The organism is Sphingomonas aerolata (genome assembly GCF_003046295.1).
GTDB classification, from domain to species: domain Bacteria; phylum Pseudomonadota; class Alphaproteobacteria; order Sphingomonadales; family Sphingomonadaceae; genus Sphingomonas; species Sphingomonas aerolata.
On record NZ_PZZN01000002.1, the window covers coordinates 598,384 to 625,021 of the forward strand.

Here is a 26,638-nt window from a genome sequence, read left to right on the forward strand (position 1 = left end):
TTCCGAATGGGTTCGGACGGTCAACCGCGCGCGCCGTCACGGGTTCCTATTGCGATTCGCTCTCTGTTCGGGCGGCGGGTCTAGACCGCGACGGGTGCCTTGATGTGCGGCTGCGCGACGTAATCGTGGAGCACGAAATCCTCATACTCATATGCGTCGATCGAGTCCGGCGTGCGCACGATCTCGAGCCGCGGGAGTGGGCCGGGGGTGCGCCCGAGTTGCAGTCGTGCCTGCTCGAGATGGTTCGAATAGAGATGGCAGTCGCCGCCGGTCCAGATGAACTCACCGACCTCGAGCCCGCATTGCTGCGCGAGCATGTGCGTCAGCAGTGCGTAGCTGGCGATGTTGAACGGCACGCCGAGGAAGATGTCGCCCGAGCGCTGGTAGAGCTGGAGCGACAGCTTGCCGTTCGCGACATGCGTCTGGAACAGGCAGTGGCAGGGGGCCAGTGCCATCGCGTGCAGATCGCCCGGGTTCCACGCGCAGACGATCTGGCGTCGCGAGGCAGGGTTGGTCTTGATCTGGTCGACCAGCTCGGCGATCTGATCGATATGGCGACCGTCGCCGGCCACCCAGTCGCGCCATTGCTTGCCATAGACGGGGCCGAGATCGCCGCTCTCGTCCGCCCATTCGTCCCAGATCGCGACCTTGCGATCCTGCAGCCAGCGGACATTGGTGTCGCCGCGCAGGAACCACAGGAGTTCGACGATGATCGAGCGCAGGTGAAGCTTCTTTGTCGTCAGCACGGGAAAGCCCTGCGCCAGATCGAAGCGCATCTGCGCGCCGAAGACGCTGAGCGTGCCCGTGCCGGTGCGGTCCATCGTCTCGACTCCGGTCGAGAGCACGCGGTCCATGAGGTCTAGATATTGGCGCATCGCGACGGCCTAGCGGTGCGGGACGGATCGCTCAAGCGGATGCAGTTGCGGATGCGACAGGGGCGGCGATGCGACAGTCGAGGTGGTGCCCGCCTCGCCCGCCTCCGCTCCGATCATTGCCGACCTTGCAGCGGCGTGCGCGCTGTTCGCAAGGCTTGGGCATGCAGCGACCGAGGCGGTGGCGGTCGCCTATCTTGATCCGAATCGGAGGCTTTTGGGCATGCGGCATGTGGCGGGCGGGCGCGATCAGGTGCGGATCGCGGTACGCAGTATCGCTGCCGATGCGCTGGCGTTCGCGGCGCAGGGGGTGGTGATCGCGCACAATCATCCGAGCGGGGACGTGACCCCGAGTACCCGCGACGTGGCGTTTACCCGTGCGCTGGCGGCCGGGTTGCGGACCGTGGAGGTCGTGCTGCTCGATCACGTGGTGATCGCTGGCGACCGGGTGGCGAGCCTGCGCGCGATGGGGGTGGTCTGACGGTCCGGAGCAACACTTGCTCCACCCGGTGGCGCTATTTCGTCCGGCAGGCGCGGATCGCCTCGGGCGCGGGGCGCGGGCCGGTCGCACGGAACATGGCCATATAGCCGCCCGCCGACGGCATCTCGTCCCTGTCGACCTGCGTATAGCCGACCGCCGCGAACTCGCATTTGAGCAGTGCAGGCGGCGTGCCGTGGTTGCGCGTCTCGCGATCGGCATCGACGACGACGACCAGTCCGTCGGGTTTCAGCGAAGGGCGAAGCCGCCACAGGAATTCATAGGGCTGCTCGATCTCATGATACATGTGCACCATCAGCACGCGGTCGAAACTCGCCGGGGGCAGCTTCGGATCATTGGCTTCGCCGAGTCGCACGCTGACATTGGCGAGGTCCTCGCGCGCGACGCGCTCCGCCAGCTGGTCGCGCACGCTCGCGACGATGTCCTCTGCGAGAACGCGACCGTCCTTGCCGACCCGTGCGGCGGCGCGGATCGTGTAATAGCCCTCGCCTGCGCCGATATCGGCGACCGTCATGCCCTTGCGGATATCCGCCTTGGTCATGACCTCGCCCGCCTCGTTCAGCCGGTCGCGCGCCTCCTCGTTCGACCACCGCGCGGAAACGATCGACGCGACCGGCCGGTCGGCGGCGGGGAAGGGGCCCGCATCCTTGGGTTCACGCTGGATCAGCGGTTTGCTGCCATCGCATGCCGCTAGCAGCCAGATCGGGGACAGCAGCAGGGCCAGGACGCGCGTCATCTTCAATCGACGTCCTCCACCTCGACCGCCTCGCCGGTTACACGCTGCGACAGCGCCGCGGCCATGAACGCCTCGAGATCGCCGTCGAGCACGTCCGACGGACTGGTCGAGACCACGCCGGTCCGCAGGTCCTTCACCATCTGGTACGGCTGCAACACATAGGACCGGATCTGGTGGCCCCAGCCGATATCGGTCTTCGACGCATTCTCGGCATTGGCCGCCTGCTCGCGGATCGCGAGCTCGCGTTCATAGAGCCGCGCGCGGAGCTGATTATAGGCCTCGGCCTTGTTCTTGTGCTGCGATCGCTGGTTCTGACACTGGACGACGATGCCGGTCGGGACGTGCGTGATGCGCACGGCCGAATCGGTCGTGTTGATGTGCTGGCCGCCGGCGCCCGATGCGCGATACGTATCGATACGCAGGTCGCTCTCGTTATACTCGACCTCGATATTGTCATCTACGACCGGATAGACCCAGACGCTGGCGAACGACGTGTGACGACGCGCCGCGGAATCATACGGGCTGATCCGGACGAGCCGGTGAACGCCGCTCTCAGTCTTGGCATAGCCATAGGCGTTCTCGCCCTTCAGCAGCAGCGTCGCGGACTTGATCCCCGCCTGCTCGCCCGAATGCTGGTCGACCAGCTCGACCTTCAGCCCGTGGCGTTCGCCCCAGCGCGAATACATCCGGCTGAGCATGCCCGCCCAGTCCTGGCTCTCGGTCCCGCCGGCACCGGCATTGACCTCGATATAGGTGTCGTTGGCATCGGCCTCACCCGCGAGCAGCGCCTTGATCTTGTCCTTGTCCGCGCGGGCGGCGAGTTCGGCGAGCGCGGCGACGCCGTCCGCTTCCATCGCGGTGTCGCCCTCGGCCTCGGCCATTTCGATCAGCTCGGATGTGTCGCTCAGCTCGCTCTCGATCGCGCGCGTCGCACTGATCGCCTCGTCGAGACGACGACGCTCGCGCATCACCTCCTGCGCAGCCTTGGGGTCCGACCAGAGCGCCTGATCCTCGACGCGCGCATTTAGCTCGTCGAGACGACGCAGTGCGCGGTCCCAGTCGAGAAAACGGCGCAACAGCGCCAGCGCGTCCTTGATGGTGTCAACGTGAGCCTGCGCTTCGGCGCGCATGGGTGTTCTCCAGTGTTGGGACCGGCATGAACAGCCAGCCCCGGAATATGGGGACGGCTAGTAGATTCCGCCCTGTCTTTGCAAGAAATCGCTGTCGCGCGGAGCCTCTGCCTTGGGGGCGGCGGTCGGTGCGGTGGTGGTGGTGGGGGCGGGGCCCGCACGGCGCGCGGCACGCCGCGGTTCGCTTTCGGGCTTGAACGCTTCCCAGATGACGCCCGGCTTGGGATCATCGGTGTTCGGCCATGTCCCATAGACCGGGCGGCCGCTCCCCCGGTCGATCCGGACCATCCGGATGCCCGCGGGTGCGCGGAATGGCAGCTTGGGCAGATCGGCATAGGCCTTGACCGCGAACTGCTTGAAGATCGGCGCGGCCAGCGTGCCGCCCTGCGCTGCGCTGCCAAGGTTCCGCGGCGTATCGAAGCCGATATACAGGCCGCCGACATATTGCGGGGTTCCGCCGATGAACCAGACGTCGGTCGGGCCATTATTCGTGCCCGTCTTGCCGAACATCGGCCGATCGAGATCGCGCAGCGTCACCGCGGTGCCGCGCTGGACGACCCCTTCGGTGATGTGGACCATCTGATAGGCGGTCATCGCGTCGAGCACCTGGCGCTGGCGCGCGACCGGACGCGGCATCGGCTTGCCGTCCCAATCGGGTGCGTTGCACCGGTCGCAGGCGCGCCAGTTCTCGGGCCAGATTACCTTGCCGTGCCGATCCTGCACGAAGTCGATCAGTGACGGCGGGCCACCTTTGCCGTTGTTCGCGAGGATCGAATAGGCGTTGACCATCCGCCCCACGGTCGTCTCGCCGGCACCCAGCGCGAAGGAGAGATAGGGCGCGTAATCGCCGACGCCCATCTTCTTGATAGTGGCCACGACCTTGGGCATGCCGGTCTGCGCGGCGGCGCGGACCGTCATCAGGTTGCGCGACTGTTCGATGCCCCAGCGCATCGTGTGCGGCCCGGCGCCGCGCGAATTGCCGAAGTTGCGGAAGCATTTCTGCCCCAGTCGTGCGCCCTGATAGACGCAGAACGGCCCGTCGACGATGATCGAGGCGGGCGTCATCCCGTTGTCGAGCGCGGCGGAATAGACGATCGGCTTGATCGTCGATCCAGGCTGGCGCATCGCCTGGGTGGCGCGGTTGAACGCCTGGAGCCGGTCGTCGAAGCCGCCCTGCATCGCCAGCACGCGGCCGCTGGCAGGCTCCTCGACGACGAACGCACCCGAAACCTTGGGGATCGCCCGGAGCGCGAACTCGCCGCCTTCGGGCGCGACCGCGATGATGTCACCCGTCTTGATCGCCCCGAACGCATTGCCGCCCTTGCCGCGCACCGCCATCTGCGCGGCATAGCGCGGCAGCGTGCCGGTCTTGCCGGTGCGGAAGCCGAGGTTCCAGCTATTGCCGTCCTTGCCGGTCACGATCGCCGCGACCCAGTTGCGGTAATCGAGCGCGATGTTGCTGTTGAGCAGCGGCTGGAGCCAGTTGTCGTCCTCGATCTCGACATGGCGGATTGGTCCATTCCAGCCGCGCCCGCTGTCGAAGCGGACCAGACCATCACGCAAGGCCTGCTGCGCCAGATCCTGCAACCGCGTGTCGAACGAGGTCCGCACCCAGAGGCCGCCCGAGTAGACGCTGTAAGGGCCGTCCTTCGCGCTTTCGCCGAACTTGGCCATCAGCTGGCGGCGGACTTCCTCGACAAAATAGCCGCCGACGCTTTCAAACCGCGGCGTGCGTCGCAGCACGACGCCGAGCGGTTCGGCGTTCGCCGTATCGAACTGCGCGCGGGTGATGAACCCGTTCTCGAGCATCCGGTCGAGTACATAGTTACGCCGCGTCATTGCGCGGTCGTGATAGCGCACCGGATCATAATTCGACGGACCTTTGGGCAGGATCGCGAGATAGGCGATCTGTGCGAGATCGAGCTGGTCGAGGTCCTTGTCGAAATAGGCGTGGCTGGCGGCTTCGACGCCGAACGCGTTCCGGCCAAGCGCGATCTGGTTCAGATAGAGTTCGAGGATCTGCGGCTTGGTCAGCGTATCCTCGATTTTATACGCCAGCACTGCTTCGCGAAGCTTGCGCGTCGGCGAATATTCGTTGCCGATCAGAAGGTTCTTGGCGACCTGCTGCGTGATCGTCGATCCGCCGCGGGCGCGTCGGCCGCTGCCGATCTTCGAGACATAGTCGAAGACCGCGCCGGCAAGCCCCGGAAAGTCGACGCCGTGATGCTCGAAGAACGACTTGTCCTCCGCCGCCAGAAACGCATTGATCAGCATCGGCGGATATTCTGCGAAGCTGAGCTCGACGCGACGTTCGCGCGCATAGCTGTGGATCGGGGCCCCATCGATCCCGCGCACATTGGTCGGCAAGGGCGGTTCGTAGGTGCGCAGCGTATCGACCGAAGGAAGGTCGCGGACGACGATCAGCCAGAAGCCGAACAGCGCGATCAGCCCGAGGCCGAACAACGCGAGCGCCGCCTTGGTCCATCGGCTCGCCCAGACGCGCGCGACACTGCCGCGCAGCCTGTCGGTGGTCCGGCGGGTCGCCGTCGAAGAGTTTGGGGAAGGATCGGACGCCATATTCGTGCCCCGCGTCTAGCAGGTTCGCGCGTCCTTGCCAGCCGCGTTCGGCGGGGTGGGGGCTGGACACGACGGTCGCGGTGGTGCGCGGACCCCTGAAAAGCGGTTGCGCCACGATCGATCTGTGGCAGCAGGCGGCGATGACCCCGCCGCCGCTTCCGATCCTTGCCGTCCTGCCCGACCTGCTCGCTGCGCTGCGTGCGCGGTCCTCCGCCGTGCTCGTCGCGCCGCCGGGCGCGGGCAAGACGACGGCGGTCGCGCCTGCGCTGCTCGAGCAAGCCTGGTGCACCGGCGAGATCCTGCTGCTCTCACCCCGGCGCCTCGCCGCGCGCGCCGCGGCGGAGCGCATGGCGGCGACGGCGGGCGAGCCGGTCGGCCGGACCTATGGCTATGCGACGCGGATGGACAGCAAGCGATCCGCGGCGACGCGCGTGACGGTCGTCACCGAGGGCATCTTCGTCGCGCGGATCCAGTCCGATCCAGAACTGGCGGGGGTGTCCGCGGTGCTGTTCGACGAGGTGCACGAACGCAGCCTCGACGGCGATTTCGGGCTCGCGCTCGCCCTCGATGTGCAGGCGGGCTTCCGTCCCGACCTGCGGCTGGTCGCGATGTCGGCGACGCTCGACGGGGCGCGGTTCGCAGCGGTGATGGACGACGCGCCGGTGATCGAGAGCGAGGGGCGGAGCTATCCGCTGACGCTGCGGCATATCGGTCGCGCGGCCGAGGCGCGGATCGAGGATGGCATGGCGGCGGCGATCCGCCGCGCGCTTGGCGAGGAGCAGGGCGGCGTGCTCGCCTTCCTGCCCGGCGTCGCGGAGATCGAACGGATCGCAGACCGGCTCGCGAACCTGCCCGACGACATCGTCGTGCACGAACTCCATGGCAGCCTCGATCCGGCCGCGCAGCGTGCGGCAATCCTTCCCGAACCCGATGGCCGTCGCAAGGTCGTGCTGGCGACCAGCATCGCCGAGACCAGCCTGACGCTCGACGGGATCCGGATCGTCATCGATTCCGGTCTCGCGCGGCGTCCGCGTTACGATCGCGCGGCGGGCATGACCCGCCTCGTCACCGAACGCGCGAGCCAGGCCGCGGTCACGCAGCGCGCCGGCCGGGCCGCGCGTCTGGGCCCCGGCACCGCCTACCGGTTGTGGGAAGAGGCCGCGACCGCGGGACTGCCGCGATACGATCCGCCCGAAATCCTCGAGGCCGATCTGTCCGCGCTTTTACTCGCCTGCGCCTTGTGGGGTGTCGCCGATCCCCGCGACCTGCGCTGGATCGATGCGCCGCCCGCTGCGGCGATCGACGAGGCGCTGCGCCGGCTGGCGACGCTCGAGGCGATCGACGCGGACGGTCGCCCGACGGCGCATGGCCGCGCGATCGCGAAGCTGCCGATGCCGCCACGCCTTGCCCACATGCTGTTGCGCGCCGGGGAGCGGGGGCTGGCCGAGATCGCCGCGCAGGTCGCGGTGCTGCTCGGCGAGCGCGGGATCGGTGGTCAGGACGTCGATGTCGAAACCCGCCTGCGCCGCTGGAAGACCGAACGTGGCGTGAAGGCACAAGCCGCGCGCGGGATGGCGGATAGATGGGCCAAACTCGCTCCCCCTCCCGCGAGCGGGAGGGGGCCGGGGGGTGGGCGCCCGGTTTCGACGTCGCGCACCGCGGATGGCGCGAGCCCACCCCCCAACCCCCTCCCGCTTGCGGGAGGGGGGGTAGATGTTTGCGTGGCGCTGGGGTTTCCGGACCGCGTTGCGCGTCGTCGCGATGCGTCGGGCGAGACTTGGGCGTCGGTTGGGGGGCGGGGGTTCAGGCTCGATCCGACCTCGCCGCTCGCCCGCGCGGAATGGCTTGCGGTCGCAGATACGCAAGGGGCCGCGGCGGGCGCGCGGATCCTGTCCGCGGCGGTGATCGACCAGCCGACGGTCGAGGCGCTGTTCGCCGATCGGATCGAATCGCGCCGCACGGTCAGCTTCGACCCAGCGACCGGCGGTATCCAGGCGCTACGCGACCGGCGGCTCGGCGCGATCCGGCTGTCGAGCGGTCCGGACAGCGGCGCGGATCCCGACGCGATCCTCGCCGCGCTGCTGGAGGCGGTTCGCGAGCACGGTCTTTCGCTGCTGCCGTGGAGCGACGGCGGGCAGGCGTTGCGCGACCGCGCCGCCTATGCAGGCGTGCCGCTCGACGATGCGGCGTTGCTCGACCGCCTGGACGAATGGCTCGCGCCGCTGCTCGTCGGAAAGCGCCGACTCGATGCGATCGCCCCGGGGGCACTCGTCGAGGCGTTGCGCAACCTCCTCGGCTGGGATGCGATGCAGACGATCAACCGCCTCGCGCCGCCCGATTTCACGAGTCCGGCGGGCAGCACGCACGCGATCGACTATGCCGCCGAGGGAGGGCCCCGTGTCGAGCTGCGCGTCCAGGCGCTGTTCGGGCTCGGCGTGCACCCGACCATCGGCGAAGCGCGCGTCCCGCTGGTGCTGAGCCTCACGTCACCGGCGGGACGCCCGATCCAGACGACGCGCGATCTGCCCGGGTTCTGGGCGGGGAGCTGGGTCGCGGTCGCCAAGGAAATGCGCGGTCGCTACCCCAAGCATCCCTGGCCCGACGATCCCGCCGCGGCATCGGCGACGCTGCGCACGAAAAAGGCGGATGCAAGGGGCGCAACTTCGCGATAAGGGGAGCCCATGCCAACCGCCCGTATCTTCCAGCGCCCCAAGAACGCCATGCAGTCCGGCAAGCACCGGACCGACAGCTGGCAGCTCGAATTCGAACCCTCGGAGCCCAAGCGCCCCGACCCGCTGACCGGCTGGGCCGGCAGCGGCGACACGCGCGACCAGCTCCGCCTGTTCTTCCCGACCGCCGAGGCCGCGATCGCGCATTGCGAGCGTGAAGGGTTCGGCTACACGGTCGTACCGGCGCCGCAGAAGACGCTGAAGCTGCAGAGCTACGCGGACAACTTCAAATAAGCGACTACCCGACGCCGTTCCGGCAACGGCGTTGAAATCGGCTCAGCGCGCGCGTCGCTAGAGGATCGCTCCCGCGAGGATCAGCAGCATCTTCGCGTCGATCGCGACGCCCGCCTCGCGCTTCGCCGCGACGAAGGCGGGAATGTCGGCGAGCGGTACGCGGTGCACGGTGATGTTCTCGTCACCATCGCCGCCGCCGTCGCCGACCTTGGTCAGCCCGGTCGCACGGACCAGCGTGAAGCATTCGGACGTCATCCCCGGCGACGAATAGAAGAGCCCCAGATCCTCGATCGCGGCCGCGCGGTAGCCGGTTTCCTCTTCGAGCTCGCGCCCGGCGGCGACCGTAACGCTCTCGCCCGCGGTCTCGTCACCGACCAGCCCGGCCGGCAGTTCGAGGCAGGCGCGGCCCAGCGGTACGCGAAACTGTTCGACCAAAATGACGTCGCCCGCGTCGATCGCGACGATCACGGCCGCGGCGATCTGCCCGCGACGTTCCGCATATTCCCATGTGCCTTCGGTCTGCACGGTCAGGAACTTGCCCGCCCATACGGTCGTGCTCATAATTCGATCAGCCTGTCGGGAAGTTCGTTGATGGCTGCACCGGTTCGCGGGAAATGCTCGGCGAGCACCGTGCCGATCTGCGCGACGGCATCGGCCATGCCGTCTGCCGGCCGGTCGTCGCGCACCGCGGTGAGCACGGCCGCCATCGCGGCACCCCAGATCTCGTTCGGCACGCGCGAATGGATGCCCGAGTCCGCGACGATCTCCGCGCGGTGCTCGGCAAGCGACAGGTACAGCAACACGCCCGTCGCGCCCCGCGTGCGCTTTTCCGCGCCCGCCCGGAACAGCATCACCGCACGCCTGCGCACCCGCCGCGATTTCGTCGCGCCCGGCGTCAGCGCGAGTCGCAACGCGGGGATAGTGAGCAGCAGGCGCATGCCCAGGAACACCAGCGTCATCAGGACGAGCGCGATCGCGAACAACGCGCCCTGTGGTGCCGACTGCGCCCACGGATCGACGAGCCGCGCATAGATCTGGTCGGCCGCCACCGGGTGCAGCGCGAGCACCGCAAGGCTCAGCAGCATGGCAAGCACGGACCATTGCAGCGAGACGTCGTGATAGGCGTCGGACTGGCGCGCGACGATCGTGACGATCTCGCCCGTCGTCGTGGTTTCGGCCTGCGTCACCGCGGCGGTGACGCGGCCGTGATCGGCTTCGCTCAACCGCATGTCACCAACTCCCCGATGCGCCGCCGCCGCCGGCGGATCCGCCGCCGCCGCCGCCAAAACCGCCGCCCATCCAGCCACCGCCGCTGCTGTCGCCACCGCCGCCGCCCCAGCTGCTGCCACCGCCGCCGCCGCGCCGTGACATCTCGTTGGCGATGCTCCACAGCACGATCGGCAGTGTCCCGTTGCCGCCGCCACCGCTTGAATAGCGGGTACCGCCGGCACGGCGCGAGATCATCGGAATGACGATCGCGGCGGCCACGATCCCGAAGATGATCAGCCCGATCGGCACGCCGCCACCGTTGCCGGACGGCGCGCGGCGATGCGTCTTGTCATATTCGGCCGCTGCCGCGCCGACCTTCGCGCGGGCCTCTGCGTCGGGCAAAGCGAGCTGGTCCGCGACCGCATTCGCGCCCGCGACGATACCGCCGGTCATGTCCCCGGCCTTGAAGCGCGGCAGGATCTGCTGGTTGATCACGACGCTCGAAAACGCGTCGGTCAGGACCGGTTCCAGCCCATAGCCGACTTCGATCCGTACCTTGCGGTCGTTCGGCGCGACGAGCAGGATCGCGCCGTTATTGGCGTCCTTCAGCCCGACCCCCCAGTTCCGCAGCAGGCGATAGCCATAATCCTCGATCGGATAGCCCTGCAGATCGGCGATGGTCGCGACGACCAATTGATTGCCGGTCGCCTTTTGCAGATCGTCGAGTCGTTTGGTGAGCGCCGCCTCGTGCTCGGGCGGGATCACGTTTGCCGAGTCGACGACGAAGCCGGTGAATTTTGGGAATGTCTGGGCGCCTGCGGTGCCGCTGCCGAGCAGCACCGCGAAGAGGAGCGCCGCGAGGACGCGGATCATGCCGCCGGCCCCGCGATCAGCTCGCGTTGCCGAAGTTCACCGTCGGTGCCGTCTCGGCCCCCGGCGTGGTCGCAGCAAACGGCACCATCGGCTTTGCGCCATAGAAGATCTTCGCGCCGACGGCGTCGGGGAAGGTGCGGATCTTGGTGTTATAAGCCTGGACCGCGCCGTTATAGTCGCGCCGTGCGATCGTGATGCGGTTCTCGGTGCCTTCGAGCTGGCTCATCAGCGTGGTGTAATTGGCCTGGCTCTTCAATTCGGGATAGGCTTCCTGCAGTCGCTGCAGCGACAACCCGACGGCACCCTGCACGCGCGAGAATTGCTCGATCTTCGCAGGGTCGGTCAGGTCGTCGCCAGAGACCTGCACCGTGCTCGCCGCGGCGCGCGCCTGCGTCACCTCGACCAGAATGCTCTTTTCCTGCGCGCCGGCCGCCTTGACCGTCGCGACGAGGTTGGGGATCAGATCGGCGCGACGCTGATAGTCGTTTTGCACATCGGCCCAGCGCGCCTTCACATTTTCCTCGGCGGTCGGGATGCTGTTGATCCCGCAGCCGCCAAGCGTCGCCGCGAGCGCAACGACGGCGGATCCGCGAAGAATCTGGGCATAGGACGACATCGGGGCTCTCCTGCTGGTCTGTATCACCCCCATAGGACAGCGGACCGGCTTGGCGAAACCGAAATCGATGGCTAGCGTGCGGGGGACTGGAAAAGGGGGCGCAAATGCTCAAGGAATTCAAAGCGTTCATCATGCGCGGCAACGTGCTTGATCTGGCTATTGCGGTGATCATCGGGGCGGCGTTCAGCAAGATCGTCACCTCGCTGACCGACGACGTGCTGATGCCGGTGATCGGCAAGATTTTCGGCGGGCTCGACTTTTCGAGCTATTTCTGGCGGATGGGGCCTGTCCCCGCAAACTATGCCGGTTCGCTCAGCGACTATGCGGCGCTGAAGAAGGCGGGGGTGCCGTTGCTCGGCTATGGCGCGTTCGCGACGCAGCTCGTCAACTTCGTGATCGTCGCCTTCATCATCTTCATGATCCTGCGCGTCGTGAACCGCGCGGCGGCGCTGATCGAGCGTGAAACCGCGCGGCTCAAGCGTGAGGAAGAAGCGACTCCGATCGCGCCCGCGCCCGAGCCGGTCGAGATCGCGCTGCTGCGGGAGATCCGCGACGAACTCAAGGCGCGCGGCTGAACGTCCTGTCCCTCTTCCCGCGCTGGGAGGGGGAGATCAGGCTGCGGCCAGATCCTCGGCATTGGCATCCGCCAGGCTCGTGCCGTCGAGGATCCGCGCAGTCTCGTCGCGGACGCGCATCATCGCAAAGCGGATCGCGCAGTCTGCCTCGCTCTTGCAGTCGAGGCAGGGCTGATAGGCCGTCCGGCTGACGCAAGGCACCAGCGCGAGCGGGCCCTCGATGATCCGGATGATCTCGCCGAGCGAGATCAGGTGGCTGGGGCGCGACAGGCGATAGCCGCCCATCTTGCCGCGATGGCTGTGCAGCAAGCCGGACTCGCGCAGGTCCGCAAGGATCAGCTCGAGAAACTTGCGCGGGACATTGGCCTCGGCCGCGATGCGGGTCATCGGGATCGGTGGACCCCCGACCGGGGCGCCGCCAAGGAAGATCATCGCGCGAAGCGCGTAGCGAGAGCGCTGCGTCAACATAATACAGATTTCTATGCACGCGGTTTGTGGCGAGCGAAAGGCCGCAAAGGGCAAAATCACGGGCTTTTAATCGGCCGACCGCCGCTCTATATCACAAGCGTCATCGGGGGAATTCTCTCCTGGTGACTATGGCGATAAACCGTGGCGTGTCATAGACACAGCGGACCCGGGGGCAGTACCCGGCGACTCCACCACCGCCCTCTTCGCAAGAGGGGGACGATGACGGGGTCGAACTAGGATCGACGTGTGTTCAACGACGCTATGTTTCGCTCGGAATGGGACCACCGCAACGGCCCATACACAAGTGCCAACGATAACGAAGCACTCGCAATTGCCGCATAACTGACGGTCTAACGACCTAAGTTATACGGACGAAAGCGCGGTTCGGGCCACACCGGGCAACAGAAGTGGAAACCGGCGGTAAGGGGGGCACCGAGCAACAGAAGCTCCCCACTCAAATTCTACTCAAGCGCATGCCCGCCGTTAGGCGGCAAGTTGCGCGACCAGCTTGTCGAGCCGCGGGCTGAACCCGACGATGCCGATCAGCAGCTGGACGAGGGTCAGCATTCCCGCGCCCCACCAATAGGCTAGGTGCACCCGCCCGCGCAGTTGCGCATCGAACAGCATCGCAGCCCCCAGATAGACCATGGTGGCGACGAATATCGCCCATGTGCCGGACGGGCCCATGAGCGGCATCGGCAGAATGCGCCCCAGCGCCGGCGACATGATCAGAATCGTCGCGCACAGCATCAGGCGCTTGTGCCAGTCGGACCGGTGTCTCAACTGGATCGCCCAGCCCGCCAGGATCGCAAAGCCGATGATCTGAAGATCGAGCGCGAGGAAAAGGCCCGGCGTGAAGAAGGGCGGGACGCGGTTTAGCCGGACGGCCATGACCGTCGTCGCGACGCCCACCACGACCATGACCGGGACCAGACATGCGGTCGCGACGCCCAGTCGCCGGTGCATCGCGATCGATCCCCGGTCGACCAGCCAGTTCTGCGCGACGTAGAGGATGATCCAGCCGAAGAAAACGGCAGCGTGCAGATGGACCTGGGCGGGAAGCCCGACGATGTTCCAGTCAGTCCGCTGCAGGTCCAGCCCGAACCCCGCGAAGACGGTGACCGCGATGATCGCAGCCAGCATGAGATAGAAACGCCGCTCGGCGGTGATCGCCGACACGCTGGTCGCCAAGGTTGCCATGATGCCCCCGCATCTCTGCTGCCTTGGCCGAGAATGCGCATGCACGCTGGACCCTGCAAGCCGATAGCAGCGCGTCCGGCCGTCATTCTCGTACAAATTGCAGGATGCGGATCCCGTGGCATCGCGCCGCCGGCTCCCGCAATCGTGATCGCCACGAAAAAGGGGACCCGGTTGCCCGGATCCCCTTTCGCTAGTTGCCAGTCGGCAAGATCGCTTAGTCGCGATCGCCCGTCAGGAACGCCGGAGCGAACTCGGGGGCCTTGTCGCCGTCCGAACGCTCGGCGCGGGGAGCGCGCTCGCCGCCCTGACCACCGCCGTCGCGACGCGGGCCACGGCCACCGCTGTTGCCGCCATCACGACCACCATCGCCGTCACGGCGCGGGCCACGGGGACCACGATCACCGTTGCCGCCTTCGCCGCGCGGGCCACGACCGCCACCGCCGTTACCGGCGTCACGACCACCATCGCCATCGCGACGCGGACCGCGCGGACCACGGTCACCGCCTTCGCGCGGCTCACGGGCAGGACGCGTGTCCTCCAGCTCTTCGCCGGTCGTCTGGTCGACGACGCGCATCGACAGGCGAACCTTGCCGCGCGGATCGATCTCGAGGACCTTAACCTTGACTTCCTGGCCTTCGCTCAGCGCGTCCGAGACCTTCTCGACGCGCTCGTTCTTGATTTCGGACACGTGGACGAGACCGTCCTTGCCACCCATGAAGTTCACGAAAGCACCGAAGTCCACGAGGTTGACGACCTTGCCGTCATAGACCTTGCCGACTTCGGCTTCCTCGACGAGGCCCTTGATCCACTTGATCGCAGCTTCGATCTGCGCGGGATCGGACGACGACACCTTGATCACGCCCTCGTCGTCGATGTCGACCTTGGCGCCGGTCTGCGCGACGATCTCGCGGATCACCTTGCCGCCGGTGCCGATGACTTCACGGATCTTCGACTTCTCGATCGTGAAGGTCTCGATCCGCGGTGCGTGTGCCGACAGCTCCTCACGCGTGTGGTCGAGCGCCTTGGCCATTTCGCCCAGGATGTGCGCACGGCCTTCCTTGGCCTGTGCCAGCGCCTTGCCCATGATCTCTTCGGTGATGCCGGCGATCTTGATGTCCATCTGCATCGTGGTGATGCCCTCGGACGTGCCGGCGACCTTGAAGTCCATGTCGCCGAGGTGATCCTCGTCGCCCAAGATGTCCGACAGAACCGCGAAGTTCTTGCCCTCGAGGATCAAGCCCATCGCGATGCCCGACACCGGACGCTTCAGCGGAACGCCCGCATCCATCATCGACAGCGAACCGCCGCAGACCGTCGCCATCGACGACGAGCCGTTCGACTCGGTGATGTCCGACAATACGCGGATCGTGTACGGGAACTCTTCCTTCGACGGCAGCACCGGATGCAGCGCGCGCCAGGCGAGCTTGCCGTGGCCGACTTCGCGACGACCCGGCGCACCGAAGCGACCGACTTCACCGACCGAGTAGGGCGGGAAGTTGTAGTGCAGCATGAAGTTTTCGTACGAAAGCCCATTGAGGCCGTCGATCATCTGCTCTGCGTCGCGCGTGCCGAGCGTGGTGGTGCAGATCGACTGAGTCTCGCCGCGCGTGAACAGGGCCGAGCCGTGCGTCCGCGGCAGGAAGTGCACCATCGCCTCGATCGGACGGATCTGCGTGGTGGTGCGGCCGTCGATGCGGGTGCCGTCCTTGAGGATGGCGCCGCGGACGATCTCCGCCTCCAGCTTCTTCATCAGCTTGCCGGCAGCCATCTGGTCCTGCGGGGTCGCATCGGCAAAGGCGGTCTTGCCCTTGGCGCGTGCGGCGTTCAGCAGGTCCGAACGCTTGGACTTGTCGGTCACCTTGTAGGCGGCCGCAATGTCCTTGCCGATCAGCTTCTTCAGCTTGTCCTTGGCGGTCGACAGGTCGGCCTGCTCGGCCATTTCCCAAGGATCCTTGGCAGCCTGCTCGGCCAGATCGATGATCAGGTTGGCGGCCTCGCGGCATGCCTTGTGCGCGAACTGGACCGCGCCGAGCATGATCTCTTCCGAGAGCTCCTTGGCTTCCGACTCGACCATCATCACGGCCTGGCCGGTGGCGGCGACGACGAGGTCGAGGTCACCCGCCTTGGCTTCGTCGAGTGTCGGGTTGAGGATGTAGGCGCCATCGACATAGCCGACGCGTGCTGCGCCGATCGGGCCCATGAACGGCACGCCCGAGATCGTCAGCGCAGCCGACGCCGCAACCATCGCGAGGATGTCCGGCTCGTTCTCGCCGTCATACGACAGAACCTGGCAGATCACGTTGATCTCGTTGTAGAAACCCTCTGGGAAGAGGGGACGGATCGGGCGATCGATGAGACGGCTGGTCAGCGTCTCCTTTTCGGTCGCGCCGCGCTCACGCTTGAAGAAGCCACCGGGGATGCGGCCGCTTGCGGAGAACTTCTCCTGGTAATGGACGGTGAGCGGGAAGAAATCCTGCCCTTCCTTGACGGTCCGTGCAGCCGTGACGGCGCACAGAACGACGGTCTCGCCGAGGGTGGCGAGCACGGCGCCGTTTGCCTGACGGGCCACGCGGCCGGTCTCGAGCGTCAGCGTCTTGCCGCCCCACTGGGCGCTTACGGTTTTGGTATCGAACATTTCGTTTCCTTCACTCCGGCGGCCAGATGCCGACCGGGGCCTATGTGCGAGCTAAGCCGGCTCGCGGCGGTGTGGAGCGAGTTGTCGCTCCTTGCCAGTCCACCGAATTGCGTCCTGGCGTTTGCCTCCGCGCGCGATGGCGCGGAATCAAAGTCGTATATACAAAAACGGCCCCCCGAAGGGAGCCGTTCGTTTTACTTGCGGAGACCGAGCTTTGCGATCAGATCCAGGTAGCGCTGGCCGTCCTTGTGACGGAGATAGTCCAGCAGCGACCGGCGCTTGTTGACCATCATCAGGAGACCACGACGCGAGTGGTTGTCCTTCTTGTGGCCCTTGAAGTGCTCGGTCAGGTTCTTGATCCGCTCGGTCAGGATCGCGACCTGGACTTCGGGCGAACCCGTGTCGCCGTCCTGGCGTGCGTGGATCTTGACCAGCTCGGTCTTGCGTTCAGCGGTAATCGTCATGAATTCTCAGTCCTTCGACATCACAGATTGAAACCGCGAACGACCCGGACGTCTCCGTCCTCGACCTCGACCAGCGCGACCGGGACGGTGTCCAGCTCGGCGAAGTATTGGCCATCGTCTGCGGCGATCCCGGCCAAGATACGCCCCTGTCGGAGCGCCCCTGCCTGGTCGGGGGTGAGGGAGAGAGCCGGGATGTCGTCCAGCGCCACCCTCAAGGGCAGTAGTACATCTTCAAGCGCGGAGGCCTTAGCGAGTTTGTCCAGTTTGTCCAGCGATATCGCCGATAAGAGGTCGAACGGGCCGGCCTTTACGCGGCGTAGCATGGTGACGTGGCCGACGGTTCCGAGCGCCAGCGCGATGTCGCGCGCGAGGGAACGGATATAGGTGCCCTTGGAGACATGCGCGGTGAGGGTGACCGCCTCCAGTCCCTCCCCGACCCCGTCATGCAAAAGACGGGTGGGGTGGGGGGTGAGTGCGTGGATCGTCACGTTCCGGCTGGCGAGCACCACGTCCTGCCCAGCGCGGGCAAGGTCGTAGGCGCGCTCGCCATCAATTTTGAGTGCGGAATAGGCGGGGGGCACCTGCGCGATCGGGCCGGTGAACTGCGCCAGCATCGCCTGGACCGCTGCCATCGTCGGGCGCACGTCGGAGGTGGCGATGCTTACGCCCTCGGCGTCGAGCGTGTCGGTCTGGACCCCGAACATGATGGTGAAATCATAGATCTTGTCGCTGTCGAGCATCCGGCCGGCGAGCTTGGTCGCTTCGCCGACCGCGATCGGCAGCACGCCGGTCGCGAGCGGATCGAGCGTGCCGCCGTGGCCGACCTTGAACTTGCCATAGCCGCCATTGCGCAGCGCGCGCTTCACCACGGACACGCCCTGCGTCGAACCCAGCCCCAGCGGTTTGTCGAGTATGATCCAGCCATGCATGTCGTAGGATCCTTGAAGATTGGGAGTGCGGGGCTCGTCCGTCCCTCCCGTTCGTCCTGAACGAAGTCGAAGGACATTGGGCACAAGTGCTTCGACTTCGCTCAGCACGAACGGGCAGGGGGAAGGGCGCTAGCCCAGAGCCTCGGTAAAATGCCGGCGGCACAACGCGACATAGCGGTCGTTGCCGCCGATCTCGGTCTGCTGCCCCTCGGCGATCGCGCGACCGTTCGCGTCGACGCGCAGGTTCATCGTCGCCTTGCGCCCACACATGCACACCGACTTGATCTCGACCAGCGAGTCCGCCAACGCGAGCAGTCGCGCGGAGCCGGGGAACAGCGCGCCCTGGAAATCGGTCCGCAAGCCGTAGGCGAGCACCGGGATGCCAACGACGTCGCAGATGTGCGCCAGCTGGTCGACCTGAGGCGCGGTCAGGAACTGTGCCTCGTCCACGAGCACGCAGGAGATGGCATCCTCGCCATGCTGCCGGGCGATGCACGCGCCGATATTTGTCTCCGCGTCGAACGCGATCGCCGGTGCCTCGAGCCCGATCCGCGACGTGATCGTGCCCGCCGCAAAGCGGTCGTCGATTGCGGCGGTGAACAGCATCGTCCGCATCCCGCGCTCGCGGTAGTTGAAGTCCGCCTGGAGCAGGTTGGTCGACTTGCCTGCGTTCATCGACGCATAATAGAAATACAGCTTGGCCATCGGCTCAACCCAAAGACGCGTCGCGCGGCGGCGTCAATCCTCGGACAGGTCGCGCGCGATATGCGGATCGCGCAACAGCGTGTCGATATGCGTGCCCTCGTCGAAGCTCTCGTCGGCGACGAATTTCAGCTTGGCGGCATAGCGCGTCTGCACGCGGGTCGCGACTTCGCGCTGGAGATAGGCGGTGTTCGTCCGCAGCGCCTTCAACACCTTTTCTTCGTCCTTGCCGAGCAGCGGCTTCACGAAGACGGTGGCGTGGCGCAGGTCGGGGGACATGCGGACCTCGGTGATCGTGACGAGGTGCTTCTCGAGCACCGGATCATGCACGTCGCCGCGTGCGAGGATGTCGCTGAGCGCATGACGCGCCTGTTCGCCCACGCGCAGCGCGCGGACGGTTTTGATCTCAGGGGTATCGGTCTTCATTCTTCTAACTCCCTCGCCCCTCCGGGGAGAGGGTGGGGGTGAGGGGCGGCCGCAAGCGTTACCGCCCGGTACTGCCCCTCACCCAACCCTCTCCCCGAGGGGGAGAGGGCTTCAGTATTACAGCGTGCGGTCGCGCATCTCGACTTCGAACGTCTCGAGGACGTCGCCGGCCTTGATGTCGACGAAGTTCGACGTGAACGTCACGCCACACTCCAGCCCGGCGCGGACTTCGGCGACATCATCCTTGAAGCGACGCAGCGATGCGATTTCGCCCTGGTAGATGATGACGTCGTTGCGCGTGATACGTGCCTTGAGCGCCTTGCGGATATTGCCCTCGGTAACGAGCAGACCTGCCGCCTTGCCATGCTTGCCCGCCGAGAAGACCTCGCGGATATCGGCACGACCGACGACCGTCTCGAACGCTTCCGGCCCAAGCTCGCCGGCCATGCCCGCCCTGATCTCGTCGATCAGGTCGTAGATCACGTCATAATATTTGAACGCGACCTTCTGGCGCTCGGCGATCTCGCGTGCCTTGGCGTTCGGACGAACGTTGAAGCCGATGATCGGTGCACCCGATGCCGCCGCCAACGTGACGTCGGATTCGGTGATGCCACCGACGCCCGAGCTCAGCACGCGCGCCTTGATCAGATCGGTGGAGATCTTGTTGATCGCCCCGACGATTGCCTCGACCGTGCCCTGCGTATCCGCCTTCACGACCAGCGGATATTCGATCGCCTGCTTTTCCTTGAGCGCCGAGAACATGCTCTCGAGGCTGGCAGGAACCGATGCGGTCCGCTTGTCGGTCTTCACGCTGCGACGATATTCCGCGACTTCGCGGGCCCGCGCCTCGTTCTCGACGACCTGGAACGGATCACCCGCCGACGGCACGCCCGACAGACCGAGGACCTCGACCGGCATCGCCGGACCGGCTTCCTTGATCTGCTTGCCCTTGTCGTCGACCAGCGCACGAACCTTGCCGCTCTCGCCGCCGACCACGAAGATGTCGCCAACCTTGAGCGTACCACGATTGACGAGGATCGTCGCGACCGGGCCACGACCCTTGTCGAGCTTGGCCTCGATCACCGTACCCTCGGCCGCACGATCCGGATTGGCGCGCAGTTCGAGCAGTTCGGCCTGGAGCTGGATCTTCTCGATCAGCGTGTCGAGACCGATCTTCTTGGTCGCGGAGACTTCGACGTCCTGGACGTCGCCGCCCATGTCCTCGACCACGATCTCCTCGCTCAGCAGGCGCTCGCGCACCTTCTGGGCATTGGCGCCTTCCTTGTCGATCTTGTTGATCGCGACGATCATCGGCACGCCAGCCGCCTTGGTGTGGGCGATCGCCTCCACCGTCTGCGGCATCAGGCCGTCGTCCGCCGCCACCACCAGGATGACGATGTCGGTGACATCCGCACCGCGCGCACGCATCTGCGTGAACGCCTCATGGCCCGGCGTGTCGAGGAAGGTGATCTTCGACTTGTCCTTCAGCGTGACCTGATACGCGCCGATATGCTGGGTGATGCCCCCCGCTTCGCCGCGCACCACGTCGGTGCCGCGCAGGGCATCGAGCAGCGACGTCTTGCCGTGATCGACGTGACCCATGATCGTGACGACCGGGGCACGCGGACGCAGAGTCTCCTCGGCATCGTCAATCGTGTCGTTCGCCAGATCCTGGTCGACATCGCTGACGCGCGTCAGGTTGTGACCGAATTCGGTGACGAGCAGTTCGGCCGTATCCTGGTCGATCGTCTGCGTCATCGTGACGGGCATGCCCATCTTGAACAGCGCCTTGACGAGGTCGGCACCCTTCTCGGCCATACGGATGGCGAGTTCCTGCACGGTGATCGCCTCGGGGACGACCACGTCGCGGACCTGCTTGGCCTGCGGCTCGCGCGGACCACCGGTGCCACGACGCTCCTTCTCACGCGCACGCTTGAGCGCGGCGAGCGAACGGGCGCGGGCGCCATCGCCATCGCCGAGTGCGCGGTTGACGGTCAGCTTGCCCGAGGTGCGACGATCGTCGCCCTTGCGGTCACGCTGCTGCGGCCGGGCCGGGGGTGCGTCGCGACGAACGCCGCCAGCCGGCGCGTTGGCACCGGTTGCACCAGGGCGCGCTGCGGTCGTGCCGGCATTGGCGGTCGTCGCCGGCGCTGCAGGCGCAGGTGCCGGAACGGGCTTCGGCGGCGGCGGAGGACGCTCGGGACGGGCGACTGGCGAGAACCGGCGGGGTGCCGGCATCGACGGATCGCGCGACAATTCGAGAATCGGCGGCGGCGCGGGCGGTGCGACAGGCGCGGGCGCCGGCTTGGGGGCCGGTGCTGGTGCCGCCACCGGAGCTGCCGCCGGGGTCGGCGCGGGTGCCGGGGCCGCAGCGGGGGCAGGGGCCGCCGCAACGGGGGCTTCAACCGGCGCGGCAGCGGGCGTCGGCGCTACGACCGGCGCTGCTTCGACGACGGGTGCCGGTGCAGGTGCGGGCGCAGGCGCCTCGACGGGCTTCGGTGCAGGTGCAGCCTTGGCTTCCGCCTCGGCACGCGCGCGTTCGGCGATGCGGTTGCGCTCGTCCTCGGCGGCCTTGGCGCGCTCGGCTTCCTGGCGACGACGCCCTTCTTCGAGCGTGTTCATCCGCTGCTCTTCCGCCTCGCGGAGAAGCTTGGCCTGCCGCTCCTGCGGCGACAGGTTGCTCGGTGCCTGCTGGCGTACCGGTGCGGGGGCGGGCTGCGGCGCACGCGCCTGCGGAGCCGGTGCGGGGGCCGCAACCGGCGCGGGCGCGGCAACCGGCGCATCGGCGACCGGACCGTCGGGTTCGCCCGGACGGCGCAGGACGCGCGCACGCTTGGTTTCCACGATCACCGTATTCGATCGGCCGTGGCTGAAGCTCTGCTTCACCTGGCCGGTCTCGACCGTGCGCTTCACACCCAAAGGTGCGCGCATGCCAAGTTTCGGCTTCTCGTTGTCCGTGTCGCTCACTCAAATTCCTCAGTCATGTCCACGGCCGGGCTGTGTCCGGTCGATCCGGACGCCCCTGTTATGGGTGACGTCCCGTTTTGTTGAGACGCCGATGCGCCCTGCGAGGCCGTTTCGCAAGACACGGGAGAAGGTTCGGGGCCGATAAAATGCAGCCAACGGTCGAGCGCTTCGCTCACCCGCTTTGCTGCAGCGCGGTCAGTCAGGCCAATGTGTACCACATTCTCCCGCCCCAGCGCCAATGCCAATATGGTACGTGACGCAGGCAGTGCCAACCCCCGCAGGCCCGAGCCTTCGACATCGTTGCCGATGCGCCACGCCTGGTCGAGCTTGCGATTGCCGTCCTCGGCCGCGTCGGACGCATGATACAGCGCCTTCAGCTTGCCCTGGCGCGCATTCTGCTCGATCCGGTCCGAACCGATCAGCACGGTGCCCGAGCGCGATTCGAGCCCGAGCCGGTCGAGTGCGTTGCGCTCAAGCGCGGCTTCGATCACCGCGGGAAGCTCGGGTGCGATGGTAAATTCGCCAGTCTTGAACGCCCGAGCGAGCGCGCCCTTGAGCTTGCCCTTCTTGATCGCCGCTTCGAGTTCGATTCGCGTCACCCCGATCCACGCGCCACGGCCAGGAGCCTTGGCGCGCACGTCGGGATGAATCTGGCCATCGGGGGCCAGCGCGAGTCGCACGAGATGTGGCCGAACATCGCGCTCGCCCGACAGGATGCACTTGCGAATGGGGGCGTCTTCATCCCCCTCGCGCATGCGGGATGGGTTGGGCTCGCGCCCACCTGCACCCTTGTTCTTAGCCGAGGCCGGGCGCCCACCCTTCGGTTCTCTCCCGCTTGCGGGAGGGGAGGAAGGAAGGCCGTCGGTAGCGCCTAGCGTCTCATCGGGAGGGTTCCGCATGTGCGTCCTCCTGCGCTGGAGTCGTCTTCGGGGCGTCGCGGTCGACCAGCAGCTGGCCACCCGCGCCGTAATTCTCGGTCGACACCTCTTCGATCACGATCTGCACCGCAGCCGGGTTCTTGCTCAGCCGCTCGACGAGCGACTGGGTGACGTCGGCGACGATGCCGGCCTTCTGGTCCTTGGTGGCGGACCCCGAAATGCGGATGCTGACGAACGGCATCAGGCCTTGTCGTCCTCGCTCTTCGCGTCGGTCGTGTCCGCGGCGTCATCCGCCGAGACGTCATCCGCCGCAGTGTCCTCGGCCGCAGTGTCCTCAGCCGCAGTGTCCTCGGCCGAGGCCTCTTCCACCGGAGCCTCGTCCGCCTCGACGGCGTCCGCCTCGGGGGCCTCGTCCTCGAACCAGTGCGCGCGCGCGGCCATGATGATCTCGTTGCCCTGTTCGTCGCTGAGACCATATTCGGCGAGGATGCCGCCCTTGGGCTCGGGGCGCTTCGGCGCATCGTCGTTGCGGCGGCGCGGTTCGGCGCGCTTCTTCTCGACCAGCTCGTCGGTCGCAAGATCCGCGAGATCGTCGAGCGTCTTGATCCCCGCCTTGCCGAGCGTGACGAGCATCGCCTCGTTCAGATACGGCATGTCGATCAGCGCGTCCTCCACGCCGAGCGCGGTACGCTCTTCGCGGCTGGCCGCGTCGCGACGCTCGAGCGCCTCGGTCGCGCGGTTCTGCAACTCGCCCGCCAGATCCTCGTCGAAGCCCTCGATGCCGGCGATCTCCTCGACCTCGACATAGGCGACTTCCTCGAGGCTGGTGAACCCTTCGGCGACCAGCAGCTGCGCGAGCGTCTCGTCGACGTCGAGCTCCTTCTCGAACATCGCCGAGCGCTCGACAAAGTCCTTCTGGCGCTTCTCGGAGGCATCGGCCTCGGTGAGGATGTCGATCGCCTTGCCGGTCAGCTGTGATGCGAGGCGGACGTTCTGGCCACGACGGCCGATCGCCAGCGAAAGCTGGTCATCGGGAACGACGACCTCGATGCGCTCTTCCTCTTCGTCGATCACGACGCGGCTGACCGAAGCCGGCTGCAGTGCATTGACGACGAAGGTCGCGATGTCGGGCGACCAGGGGATGATGTCGATCTTCTCGCCCTGCATTTCCTGCACGACGGCCTGAACTCGCGACCCCTTCATGCCGACGCACGCGCCGACCGGATCGATCGACGAATCATGGCTGATGACGCCGATCTTCGCGCGCGAACCGGGATCGCGGGCCGCGGCCTTGATCTCGATGATGCCGTCGTAGATTTCGGGGACTTCCTGGGCGAACAGCTTCTTCATGAAGTCGGGGTGCGCGCGGCTGAGGAAGATCTGCGGCCCGCGGTTCTCGCGGCGGACGTTCAGGATCAGCGAGCGGATGCGGTCGTTGACGCGCACGACTTCGCGCGGGATCTGCGCGTCGCGGCGGATGACGCCTTCCGCACGGCCGAGATCGACGACGACATGGCCGAACTCGACGCGCTTGACGACGCCGGTGATGATCTCGCCTGCGCGGTCCTTATACTCTTCGAACTGGCGCTCGCGCTCGGCGTCGCGGACCTTCTGGAAGATGACCTGCTTGGCGGCCTGTGCGGCGATGCGGCCGAACTCGATCGGGGGCAGCGGGTCGACGATGAAGTCACCAAGTGCCGCGTCCTTCTGGAGCTTCTGCGCGCCCTTGACGTCGACCTGCTTAAAATAGTCGTCGACCGCCTCGACCACTTCGACGACACGCCACAAGCGCAGATCGCCGGTGTTCGGGTCGAGCTTGGCGCGGATGTCGTTCTCGGCGCCGTAGCGCGAACGGGCGGCGCGCTGGATCGCGTCCTCCATCGCCTCGATCACGATCGCCTTGTCGATCATCTTCTCCGACGCGACCGAATTCGCGATCGCGATCAGTTCCGCGCGGTTTGCGGTGACTGCCGTGGCCATCAATGCTGTCCTTCTTCGGTGTCGGCCTCGTGAGCGTCAGGCTCATCGGTGGGCGTGTCTTGATAGAAAACCTCGTCCGCGCCTTCGGTCGAAAGCGGTGCGGTCGCGGCGATGAGTCGGTCGGTCATGACGAGCTTGGCGTCGGCGACTTGGCTGAAGTCGATCGTCATGATCTTGTGCTTGTTCACGTCGACGGTGATCTTTGTGCCCTCGACGCCCATCAGATTGCCCGAGATCTGCTTGCGATCCTCGAACGGCTCGACGAGGCGGATACGCGCCTCCTGGCCTTCCCAGTCGGCAAAGTCCTGGAGCCGGGTCAGCGGGCGATCGATACCGGGGCTCGACACCTCTAGACGATAGGCGTCCTCGCCGACCGGGTCCTTGCCCTCGGCTTCGAGCGCATCGAACTTGTCCGAGATGCGGCGCGACAGTTCCGCGCAATCCTCGATCACCAGCTGGCGGGTGTCGGGCCGCTCGGCCATCACCTGCAGCGTCGGATCGGACTTGCCGCCCTGCATGCGCACGCGCACGAGGCTGAGCCCGAGCGCCTTGGCTTCGGGTTCGATCAATTCGGTCAACAGGGCGATATTCGCCATCGCAATTCCAAACAGGGCCAAAGCACAGGTGATCAGCGCCGCGGAGCGAACCCCGCAGCCTCTTCATCTGGCGATGTAGAGAAAGTAGGACCTCCATACCCGCGATGACAACGCTTCGCAAGCGGGAGCAACCTTCGTTCGTCACGCCGCGTTGGCGCAGGGATTTCCGGGAGAAGATCATGATCCGTCGCACATTGGCCGCCACCGGCCTGATATCCGCCACTTTGCTCGCCGCGGCCGCCTGTTCCGCACAGCCCGCGGCGGGGGAAAAGCCGTTCAGCGAAACGGTCGTCGCCGATTTCGAGTCGCCCTGGGCCATGGCCGTGCTGCCGGATGGCAATGCGCTGGTTACCGAAAAGGATGGGCGCATGCGCCTGCTGATCATCGCCTCGGGTAATGCCAAGAACAGCGTCACTGCCACGATGCCCGTCGAAGGCGTCCCCAAGACCGACTCCGCGGGCCAGGGTGCATTGATGGATGTGGCGCTGGCCCCCGGCTTTGCGCGCAATCACCATGTCTATTTTTCGGGATCGGTTGCGGGCGAGGGAGGCAAGGGCGTCGCGCTCTGGCGTGGAACGCTCCATCTGGATGCGCCCGGGCCGCGGCTCGAGGGGGTGGAGGAACTCTTCCGCGCGCGGCCGTTCGTCGAGGGCAATGGCCATTATTCGGGCCGCATCGCGTTCTCGCCCGACGGCAAATATCTGTTCTTCACCAATGGTGACCGCCAGAAGTTTACACCGGCGCAGGATCCCAAGGTCACGCTTGGCAAGGTCCTTCGCCTGACGCTCGACGGCAAGCCCGCGCCCGGCAATCCGCTCGCGGCCAAGGGCTTCGCACCCGAGATCTGGAGCTATGGCCACCGCAACCTGCTCGGCATCGCATTCGACGCGCAGGGCAATCTCTGGGAGCAGGAGATGGGGCCGAAGGGCGGCGACGAGGTCAATCTGATCACGCCCGGCCAGAATTACGGCTGGCCCAACGCGTCGAACGGCAGCCATTATGACGGGCGCGACATTCCCGACCACATGCCCGGCGACGGCTATGCGGCGCCCAAGGTCTCGTGGAACCCGGTGATCTCACCCGGCGGGCTGATGATCTATTCGGGCAGCATGTTCCCGCAGTGGAAGGGTGATGCGTTCATCGGCGGGCTGTCGTCGAAATCGCTCGTCCGCGTCGACCTGAACGGCACCAATGCCGCCAAGGGCGACCAGTGGGACATGGGCGCGCGTATCCGCGAAGTGGAACAGGGGCCCGACGGCGCCATCTGGGTGCTGGAGGACGGTGGCGAATCGCAGGGGCGGCTGATCAAGCTGACGGCGCGGTAAGACTGTATCGCCCCCCGC

Annotated in this window: 25 protein-coding genes and 1 other RNA gene; 6 read left to right on the forward strand and 20 right to left on the reverse strand. The window is 66.5% G+C overall.

The genetic code is table 11. From position 1 onward, the window contains the following. Positions 1 to 80 precede the first annotated feature (80 nt). Positions 81 to 875 (reverse strand): thymidylate synthase, encoded by a 795-nt coding sequence (locus tag C8J24_RS10120; RefSeq protein ID WP_056405265.1) that lies wholly within the window; start codon positions 873 to 875, stop codon positions 81 to 83. Positions 876 to 960: 85 nt separating this feature from the next. Here C8J24_RS10120 and C8J24_RS10125 point away from each other — a divergent pair, with 85 nt between their 5' ends. Further along, a complete protein-coding gene (locus C8J24_RS10125; protein ID WP_192099318.1) occupies positions 961 to 1,353 on the forward strand; it encodes a JAB domain-containing protein in 393 nt (130 codons plus the stop codon). A 34-nt stretch (positions 1,354 to 1,387) separates the two neighbouring features. Here C8J24_RS10125 and C8J24_RS10130 read toward each other — a convergent pair whose 3' ends face one another. The 3 genes from C8J24_RS10130 to C8J24_RS10140 are packed head-to-tail and all read right to left on the reverse strand — an operon-like array spanning position 1,388 to position 5,814. Beyond that, positions 1,388 to 2,107, reverse strand: coding sequence for a class I SAM-dependent methyltransferase (locus C8J24_RS10130; protein WP_107932122.1), 720 nt, complete (start codon positions 2,105 to 2,107; stop codon positions 1,388 to 1,390). 2 nt (positions 2,108 to 2,109) lie between these two features. Next, complete coding sequence (gene prfB, locus C8J24_RS10135; RefSeq protein WP_031394840.1) at positions 2,110 to 3,237, reverse strand: peptide chain release factor 2; 1,128 nt, start codon at positions 3,235 to 3,237, stop codon at positions 2,110 to 2,112. Positions 3,238 to 3,294: 57 nt separating this feature from the next. Further along, on the reverse strand, positions 3,295 to 5,814 hold the full coding sequence (locus C8J24_RS10140) for a penicillin-binding protein 1A (RefSeq protein ID WP_107932125.1): 2,520 nt from the start codon (positions 5,812 to 5,814) through the stop codon (positions 3,295 to 3,297). 140 nt (positions 5,815 to 5,954) lie between these two features. On the opposite strand from C8J24_RS10140, the gene hrpB reads away from it, so the two are divergent. Further along, on the forward strand, positions 5,955 to 8,486 hold the full coding sequence (gene hrpB / locus C8J24_RS10145) for an ATP-dependent helicase HrpB (protein WP_107932783.1): 2,532 nt from the start codon (positions 5,955 to 5,957) through the stop codon (positions 8,484 to 8,486). A 9-nt stretch (positions 8,487 to 8,495) separates the two neighbouring features. After that, a complete protein-coding gene (locus C8J24_RS10150) occupies positions 8,496 to 8,777 on the forward strand; it encodes an ETC complex I subunit (protein ID WP_031440756.1) in 282 nt (93 codons plus the stop codon). A 57-nt stretch (positions 8,778 to 8,834) separates the two neighbouring features. Here C8J24_RS10150 and C8J24_RS10155 read toward each other — a convergent pair whose 3' ends face one another. The 4 genes from C8J24_RS10155 to C8J24_RS10170 are packed head-to-tail and all read right to left on the reverse strand — an operon-like array spanning position 8,835 to position 11,475. Further along, positions 8,835 to 9,338 (reverse strand): NUDIX hydrolase, encoded by a 504-nt coding sequence (locus C8J24_RS10155; RefSeq protein ID WP_420894105.1) that lies wholly within the window; start codon positions 9,336 to 9,338, stop codon positions 8,835 to 8,837. After that, complete coding sequence (locus tag C8J24_RS10160) at positions 9,335 to 10,006, reverse strand: TPM domain-containing protein (RefSeq protein WP_107932127.1); 672 nt, start codon at positions 10,004 to 10,006, stop codon at positions 9,335 to 9,337. The genes C8J24_RS10155 and C8J24_RS10160 overlap by 4 nt, the downstream gene beginning before the upstream one ends. Position 10,007: 1 nt before the next feature. After that, positions 10,008 to 10,859, reverse strand: coding sequence for a TPM domain-containing protein (locus tag C8J24_RS10165; RefSeq protein ID WP_107932129.1), 852 nt, complete (start codon positions 10,857 to 10,859; stop codon positions 10,008 to 10,010). 16 nt (positions 10,860 to 10,875) lie between these two features. Then, positions 10,876 to 11,475, reverse strand: a complete 600-nt coding sequence (locus tag C8J24_RS10170; RefSeq protein ID WP_031394860.1) for a LemA family protein — start codon at positions 11,473 to 11,475, stop codon at positions 10,876 to 10,878. Positions 11,476 to 11,579: 104 nt separating this feature from the next. Here C8J24_RS10170 and mscL point away from each other — a divergent pair, with 104 nt between their 5' ends. Beyond that, entirely contained in the window at positions 11,580 to 12,050 is a 471-nt protein-coding gene (mscL, locus tag C8J24_RS10175; RefSeq protein ID WP_107932131.1) for a large conductance mechanosensitive channel protein MscL, read from the forward strand. Positions 12,051 to 12,086: 36 nt separating this feature from the next. Here the strand turns inward: mscL and C8J24_RS10180 are convergent, their stop codons facing one another. Then, the gene (locus C8J24_RS10180) at positions 12,087 to 12,518 is read right to left on the reverse strand and encodes an RrF2 family transcriptional regulator (RefSeq protein WP_107932134.1); all 432 of its coding nucleotides are present in this window, start codon (positions 12,516 to 12,518) and stop codon (positions 12,087 to 12,089) included. Positions 12,519 to 12,578: 60 nt separating this feature from the next. Between C8J24_RS10180 and ssrA the strand changes: the two genes are divergently transcribed. Then, positions 12,579 to 12,934, forward strand: a transfer-messenger RNA (tmRNA) gene (gene ssrA / locus C8J24_RS10185). Positions 12,935 to 13,001: 67 nt separating this feature from the next. Here the strand turns inward: ssrA and C8J24_RS10190 are convergent. From C8J24_RS10190 to rimP, 11 genes are all read right to left on the reverse strand, one after another. Then, positions 13,002 to 13,718 (reverse strand): hypothetical protein, encoded by a 717-nt coding sequence (locus C8J24_RS10190; RefSeq protein WP_031394857.1) that lies wholly within the window; start codon positions 13,716 to 13,718, stop codon positions 13,002 to 13,004. Between the two features lie 214 nt (positions 13,719 to 13,932). After that, positions 13,933 to 16,353 (reverse strand): polyribonucleotide nucleotidyltransferase, encoded by a 2,421-nt coding sequence (gene pnp, locus C8J24_RS10195; protein WP_031440761.1) that lies wholly within the window; start codon positions 16,351 to 16,353, stop codon positions 13,933 to 13,935. A 194-nt stretch (positions 16,354 to 16,547) separates the two neighbouring features. Then, the gene (rpsO, locus tag C8J24_RS10200) at positions 16,548 to 16,817 is read right to left on the reverse strand and encodes a 30S ribosomal protein S15 (RefSeq protein ID WP_031394369.1); all 270 of its coding nucleotides are present in this window, start codon (positions 16,815 to 16,817) and stop codon (positions 16,548 to 16,550) included. Between the two features lie 20 nt (positions 16,818 to 16,837). After that, positions 16,838 to 17,746 (reverse strand): tRNA pseudouridine(55) synthase TruB, encoded by a 909-nt coding sequence (gene truB / locus C8J24_RS10205; RefSeq protein WP_107932136.1) that lies wholly within the window; start codon positions 17,744 to 17,746, stop codon positions 16,838 to 16,840. A gap of 129 nt (positions 17,747 to 17,875) precedes the next feature. After that, on the reverse strand, positions 17,876 to 18,451 hold the full coding sequence (locus tag C8J24_RS10210; protein ID WP_107932138.1) for a thymidine kinase: 576 nt from the start codon (positions 18,449 to 18,451) through the stop codon (positions 17,876 to 17,878). Positions 18,452 to 18,484: 33 nt separating this feature from the next. Next, positions 18,485 to 18,874 (reverse strand): 30S ribosome-binding factor RbfA, encoded by a 390-nt coding sequence (gene rbfA, locus C8J24_RS10215; RefSeq protein WP_031396110.1) that lies wholly within the window; start codon positions 18,872 to 18,874, stop codon positions 18,485 to 18,487. Positions 18,875 to 18,991: 117 nt separating this feature from the next. Next, entirely contained in the window at positions 18,992 to 21,841 is a 2,850-nt protein-coding gene (gene infB, locus C8J24_RS10220) for a translation initiation factor IF-2 (RefSeq protein ID WP_107932140.1), read from the reverse strand. Continuing rightward, complete coding sequence (locus C8J24_RS10225; RefSeq protein WP_037529482.1) at positions 21,838 to 22,596, reverse strand: DUF448 domain-containing protein; 759 nt, start codon at positions 22,594 to 22,596, stop codon at positions 21,838 to 21,840. Before C8J24_RS10225 ends, infB begins: the two co-directional genes overlap by 4 nt. A 124-nt stretch (positions 22,597 to 22,720) precedes the next feature. Continuing rightward, positions 22,721 to 22,960 carry a tautomerase family protein gene (locus C8J24_RS10230; RefSeq protein WP_107932142.1) on the reverse strand — a complete coding sequence of 80 codons (240 nt, stop codon included), beginning with the start codon at positions 22,958 to 22,960 and terminating at the stop codon, positions 22,721 to 22,723. Next, positions 22,960 to 24,699 carry a transcription termination factor NusA gene (nusA, locus tag C8J24_RS10235; protein WP_081877399.1) on the reverse strand — a complete coding sequence of 580 codons (1,740 nt, stop codon included), beginning with the start codon at positions 24,697 to 24,699 and terminating at the stop codon, positions 22,960 to 22,962. Before nusA ends, C8J24_RS10230 begins: the two co-directional genes overlap by 1 nt. Beyond that, on the reverse strand, positions 24,699 to 25,295 hold the full coding sequence (gene rimP, locus C8J24_RS10240; protein ID WP_107932144.1) for a ribosome maturation protein RimP: 597 nt from the start codon (positions 25,293 to 25,295) through the stop codon (positions 24,699 to 24,701). The genes nusA and rimP overlap by 1 nt, the downstream gene beginning before the upstream one ends. A 179-nt stretch (positions 25,296 to 25,474) precedes the next feature. Between rimP and C8J24_RS10245 the strand changes: the two genes are divergently transcribed. Continuing rightward, positions 25,475 to 26,620, forward strand: coding sequence for a PQQ-dependent sugar dehydrogenase (locus C8J24_RS10245; protein ID WP_107932146.1), 1,146 nt, complete (start codon positions 25,475 to 25,477; stop codon positions 26,618 to 26,620). Positions 26,621 to 26,638: the final 18 nt, after the last annotated feature.

Bases quoted from the DNA above. Each gene is read 5' to 3' on its own strand.
- C8J24_RS10120 (WP_056405265.1), bottom strand. From the start codon at position 875: ATGCGCCAATATCTAGACCTCATGGACCGCGTGCTCTCGACCGGAGTC.
- C8J24_RS10130 (WP_107932122.1), bottom strand. From the start codon at position 2,107: ATGACGCGCGTCCTGGCCCTGCTGCTGTCCCCGATCTGGCTGCTAGCG.
- prfB (WP_031394840.1), bottom strand. From the start codon at position 3,237: ATGCGCGCCGAAGCGCAGGCTCACGTTGACACCATCAAGGACGCGCTG.
- C8J24_RS10140 (WP_107932125.1), bottom strand. From the start codon at position 5,814: ATGGCGTCCGATCCTTCCCCAAACTCTTCGACGGCGACCCGCCGGACC.
- hrpB (WP_107932783.1), top strand. From the start codon at position 5,955: ATGACCCCGCCGCCGCTTCCGATCCTTGCCGTCCTGCCCGACCTGCTC.
- C8J24_RS10150 (WP_031440756.1), top strand. From the start codon at position 8,496: ATGCCAACCGCCCGTATCTTCCAGCGCCCCAAGAACGCCATGCAGTCC.
- C8J24_RS10155 (WP_420894105.1), bottom strand. From the start codon at position 9,338: ATGAGCACGACCGTATGGGCGGGCAAGTTCCTGACCGTGCAGACCGAA.
- C8J24_RS10160 (WP_107932127.1), bottom strand. From the start codon at position 10,006: ATGCGGTTGAGCGAAGCCGATCACGGCCGCGTCACCGCCGCGGTGACG.
- C8J24_RS10165 (WP_107932129.1), bottom strand. From the start codon at position 10,859: ATGATCCGCGTCCTCGCGGCGCTCCTCTTCGCGGTGCTGCTCGGCAGC.
- C8J24_RS10170 (WP_031394860.1), bottom strand. From the start codon at position 11,475: ATGTCGTCCTATGCCCAGATTCTTCGCGGATCCGCCGTCGTTGCGCTC.
- mscL (WP_107932131.1), top strand. From the start codon at position 11,580: ATGCTCAAGGAATTCAAAGCGTTCATCATGCGCGGCAACGTGCTTGAT.
- C8J24_RS10180 (WP_107932134.1), bottom strand. From the start codon at position 12,518: ATGTTGACGCAGCGCTCTCGCTACGCGCTTCGCGCGATGATCTTCCTT.
- C8J24_RS10190 (WP_031394857.1), bottom strand. From the start codon at position 13,718: ATGGCAACCTTGGCGACCAGCGTGTCGGCGATCACCGCCGAGCGGCGT.
- pnp (WP_031440761.1), bottom strand. From the start codon at position 16,353: ATGTTCGATACCAAAACCGTAAGCGCCCAGTGGGGCGGCAAGACGCTG.
- rpsO (WP_031394369.1), bottom strand. From the start codon at position 16,817: ATGACGATTACCGCTGAACGCAAGACCGAGCTGGTCAAGATCCACGCA.
- truB (WP_107932136.1), bottom strand. From the start codon at position 17,746: ATGCATGGCTGGATCATACTCGACAAACCGCTGGGGCTGGGTTCGACG.
- C8J24_RS10210 (WP_107932138.1), bottom strand. From the start codon at position 18,451: ATGGCCAAGCTGTATTTCTATTATGCGTCGATGAACGCAGGCAAGTCG.
- rbfA (WP_031396110.1), bottom strand. From the start codon at position 18,874: ATGAAGACCGATACCCCTGAGATCAAAACCGTCCGCGCGCTGCGCGTG.
- C8J24_RS10225 (WP_037529482.1), bottom strand. From the start codon at position 22,596: ATGCGCGAGGGGGATGAAGACGCCCCCATTCGCAAGTGCATCCTGTCG.
- C8J24_RS10230 (WP_107932142.1), bottom strand. From the start codon at position 22,960: ATGCCGTTCGTCAGCATCCGCATTTCGGGGTCCGCCACCAAGGACCAG.
- nusA (WP_081877399.1), bottom strand. From the start codon at position 24,699: ATGGCCACGGCAGTCACCGCAAACCGCGCGGAACTGATCGCGATCGCG.
- rimP (WP_107932144.1), bottom strand. From the start codon at position 25,295: ATGGCGAATATCGCCCTGTTGACCGAATTGATCGAACCCGAAGCCAAG.
- C8J24_RS10245 (WP_107932146.1), top strand. From the start codon at position 25,475: ATGATCCGTCGCACATTGGCCGCCACCGGCCTGATATCCGCCACTTTG.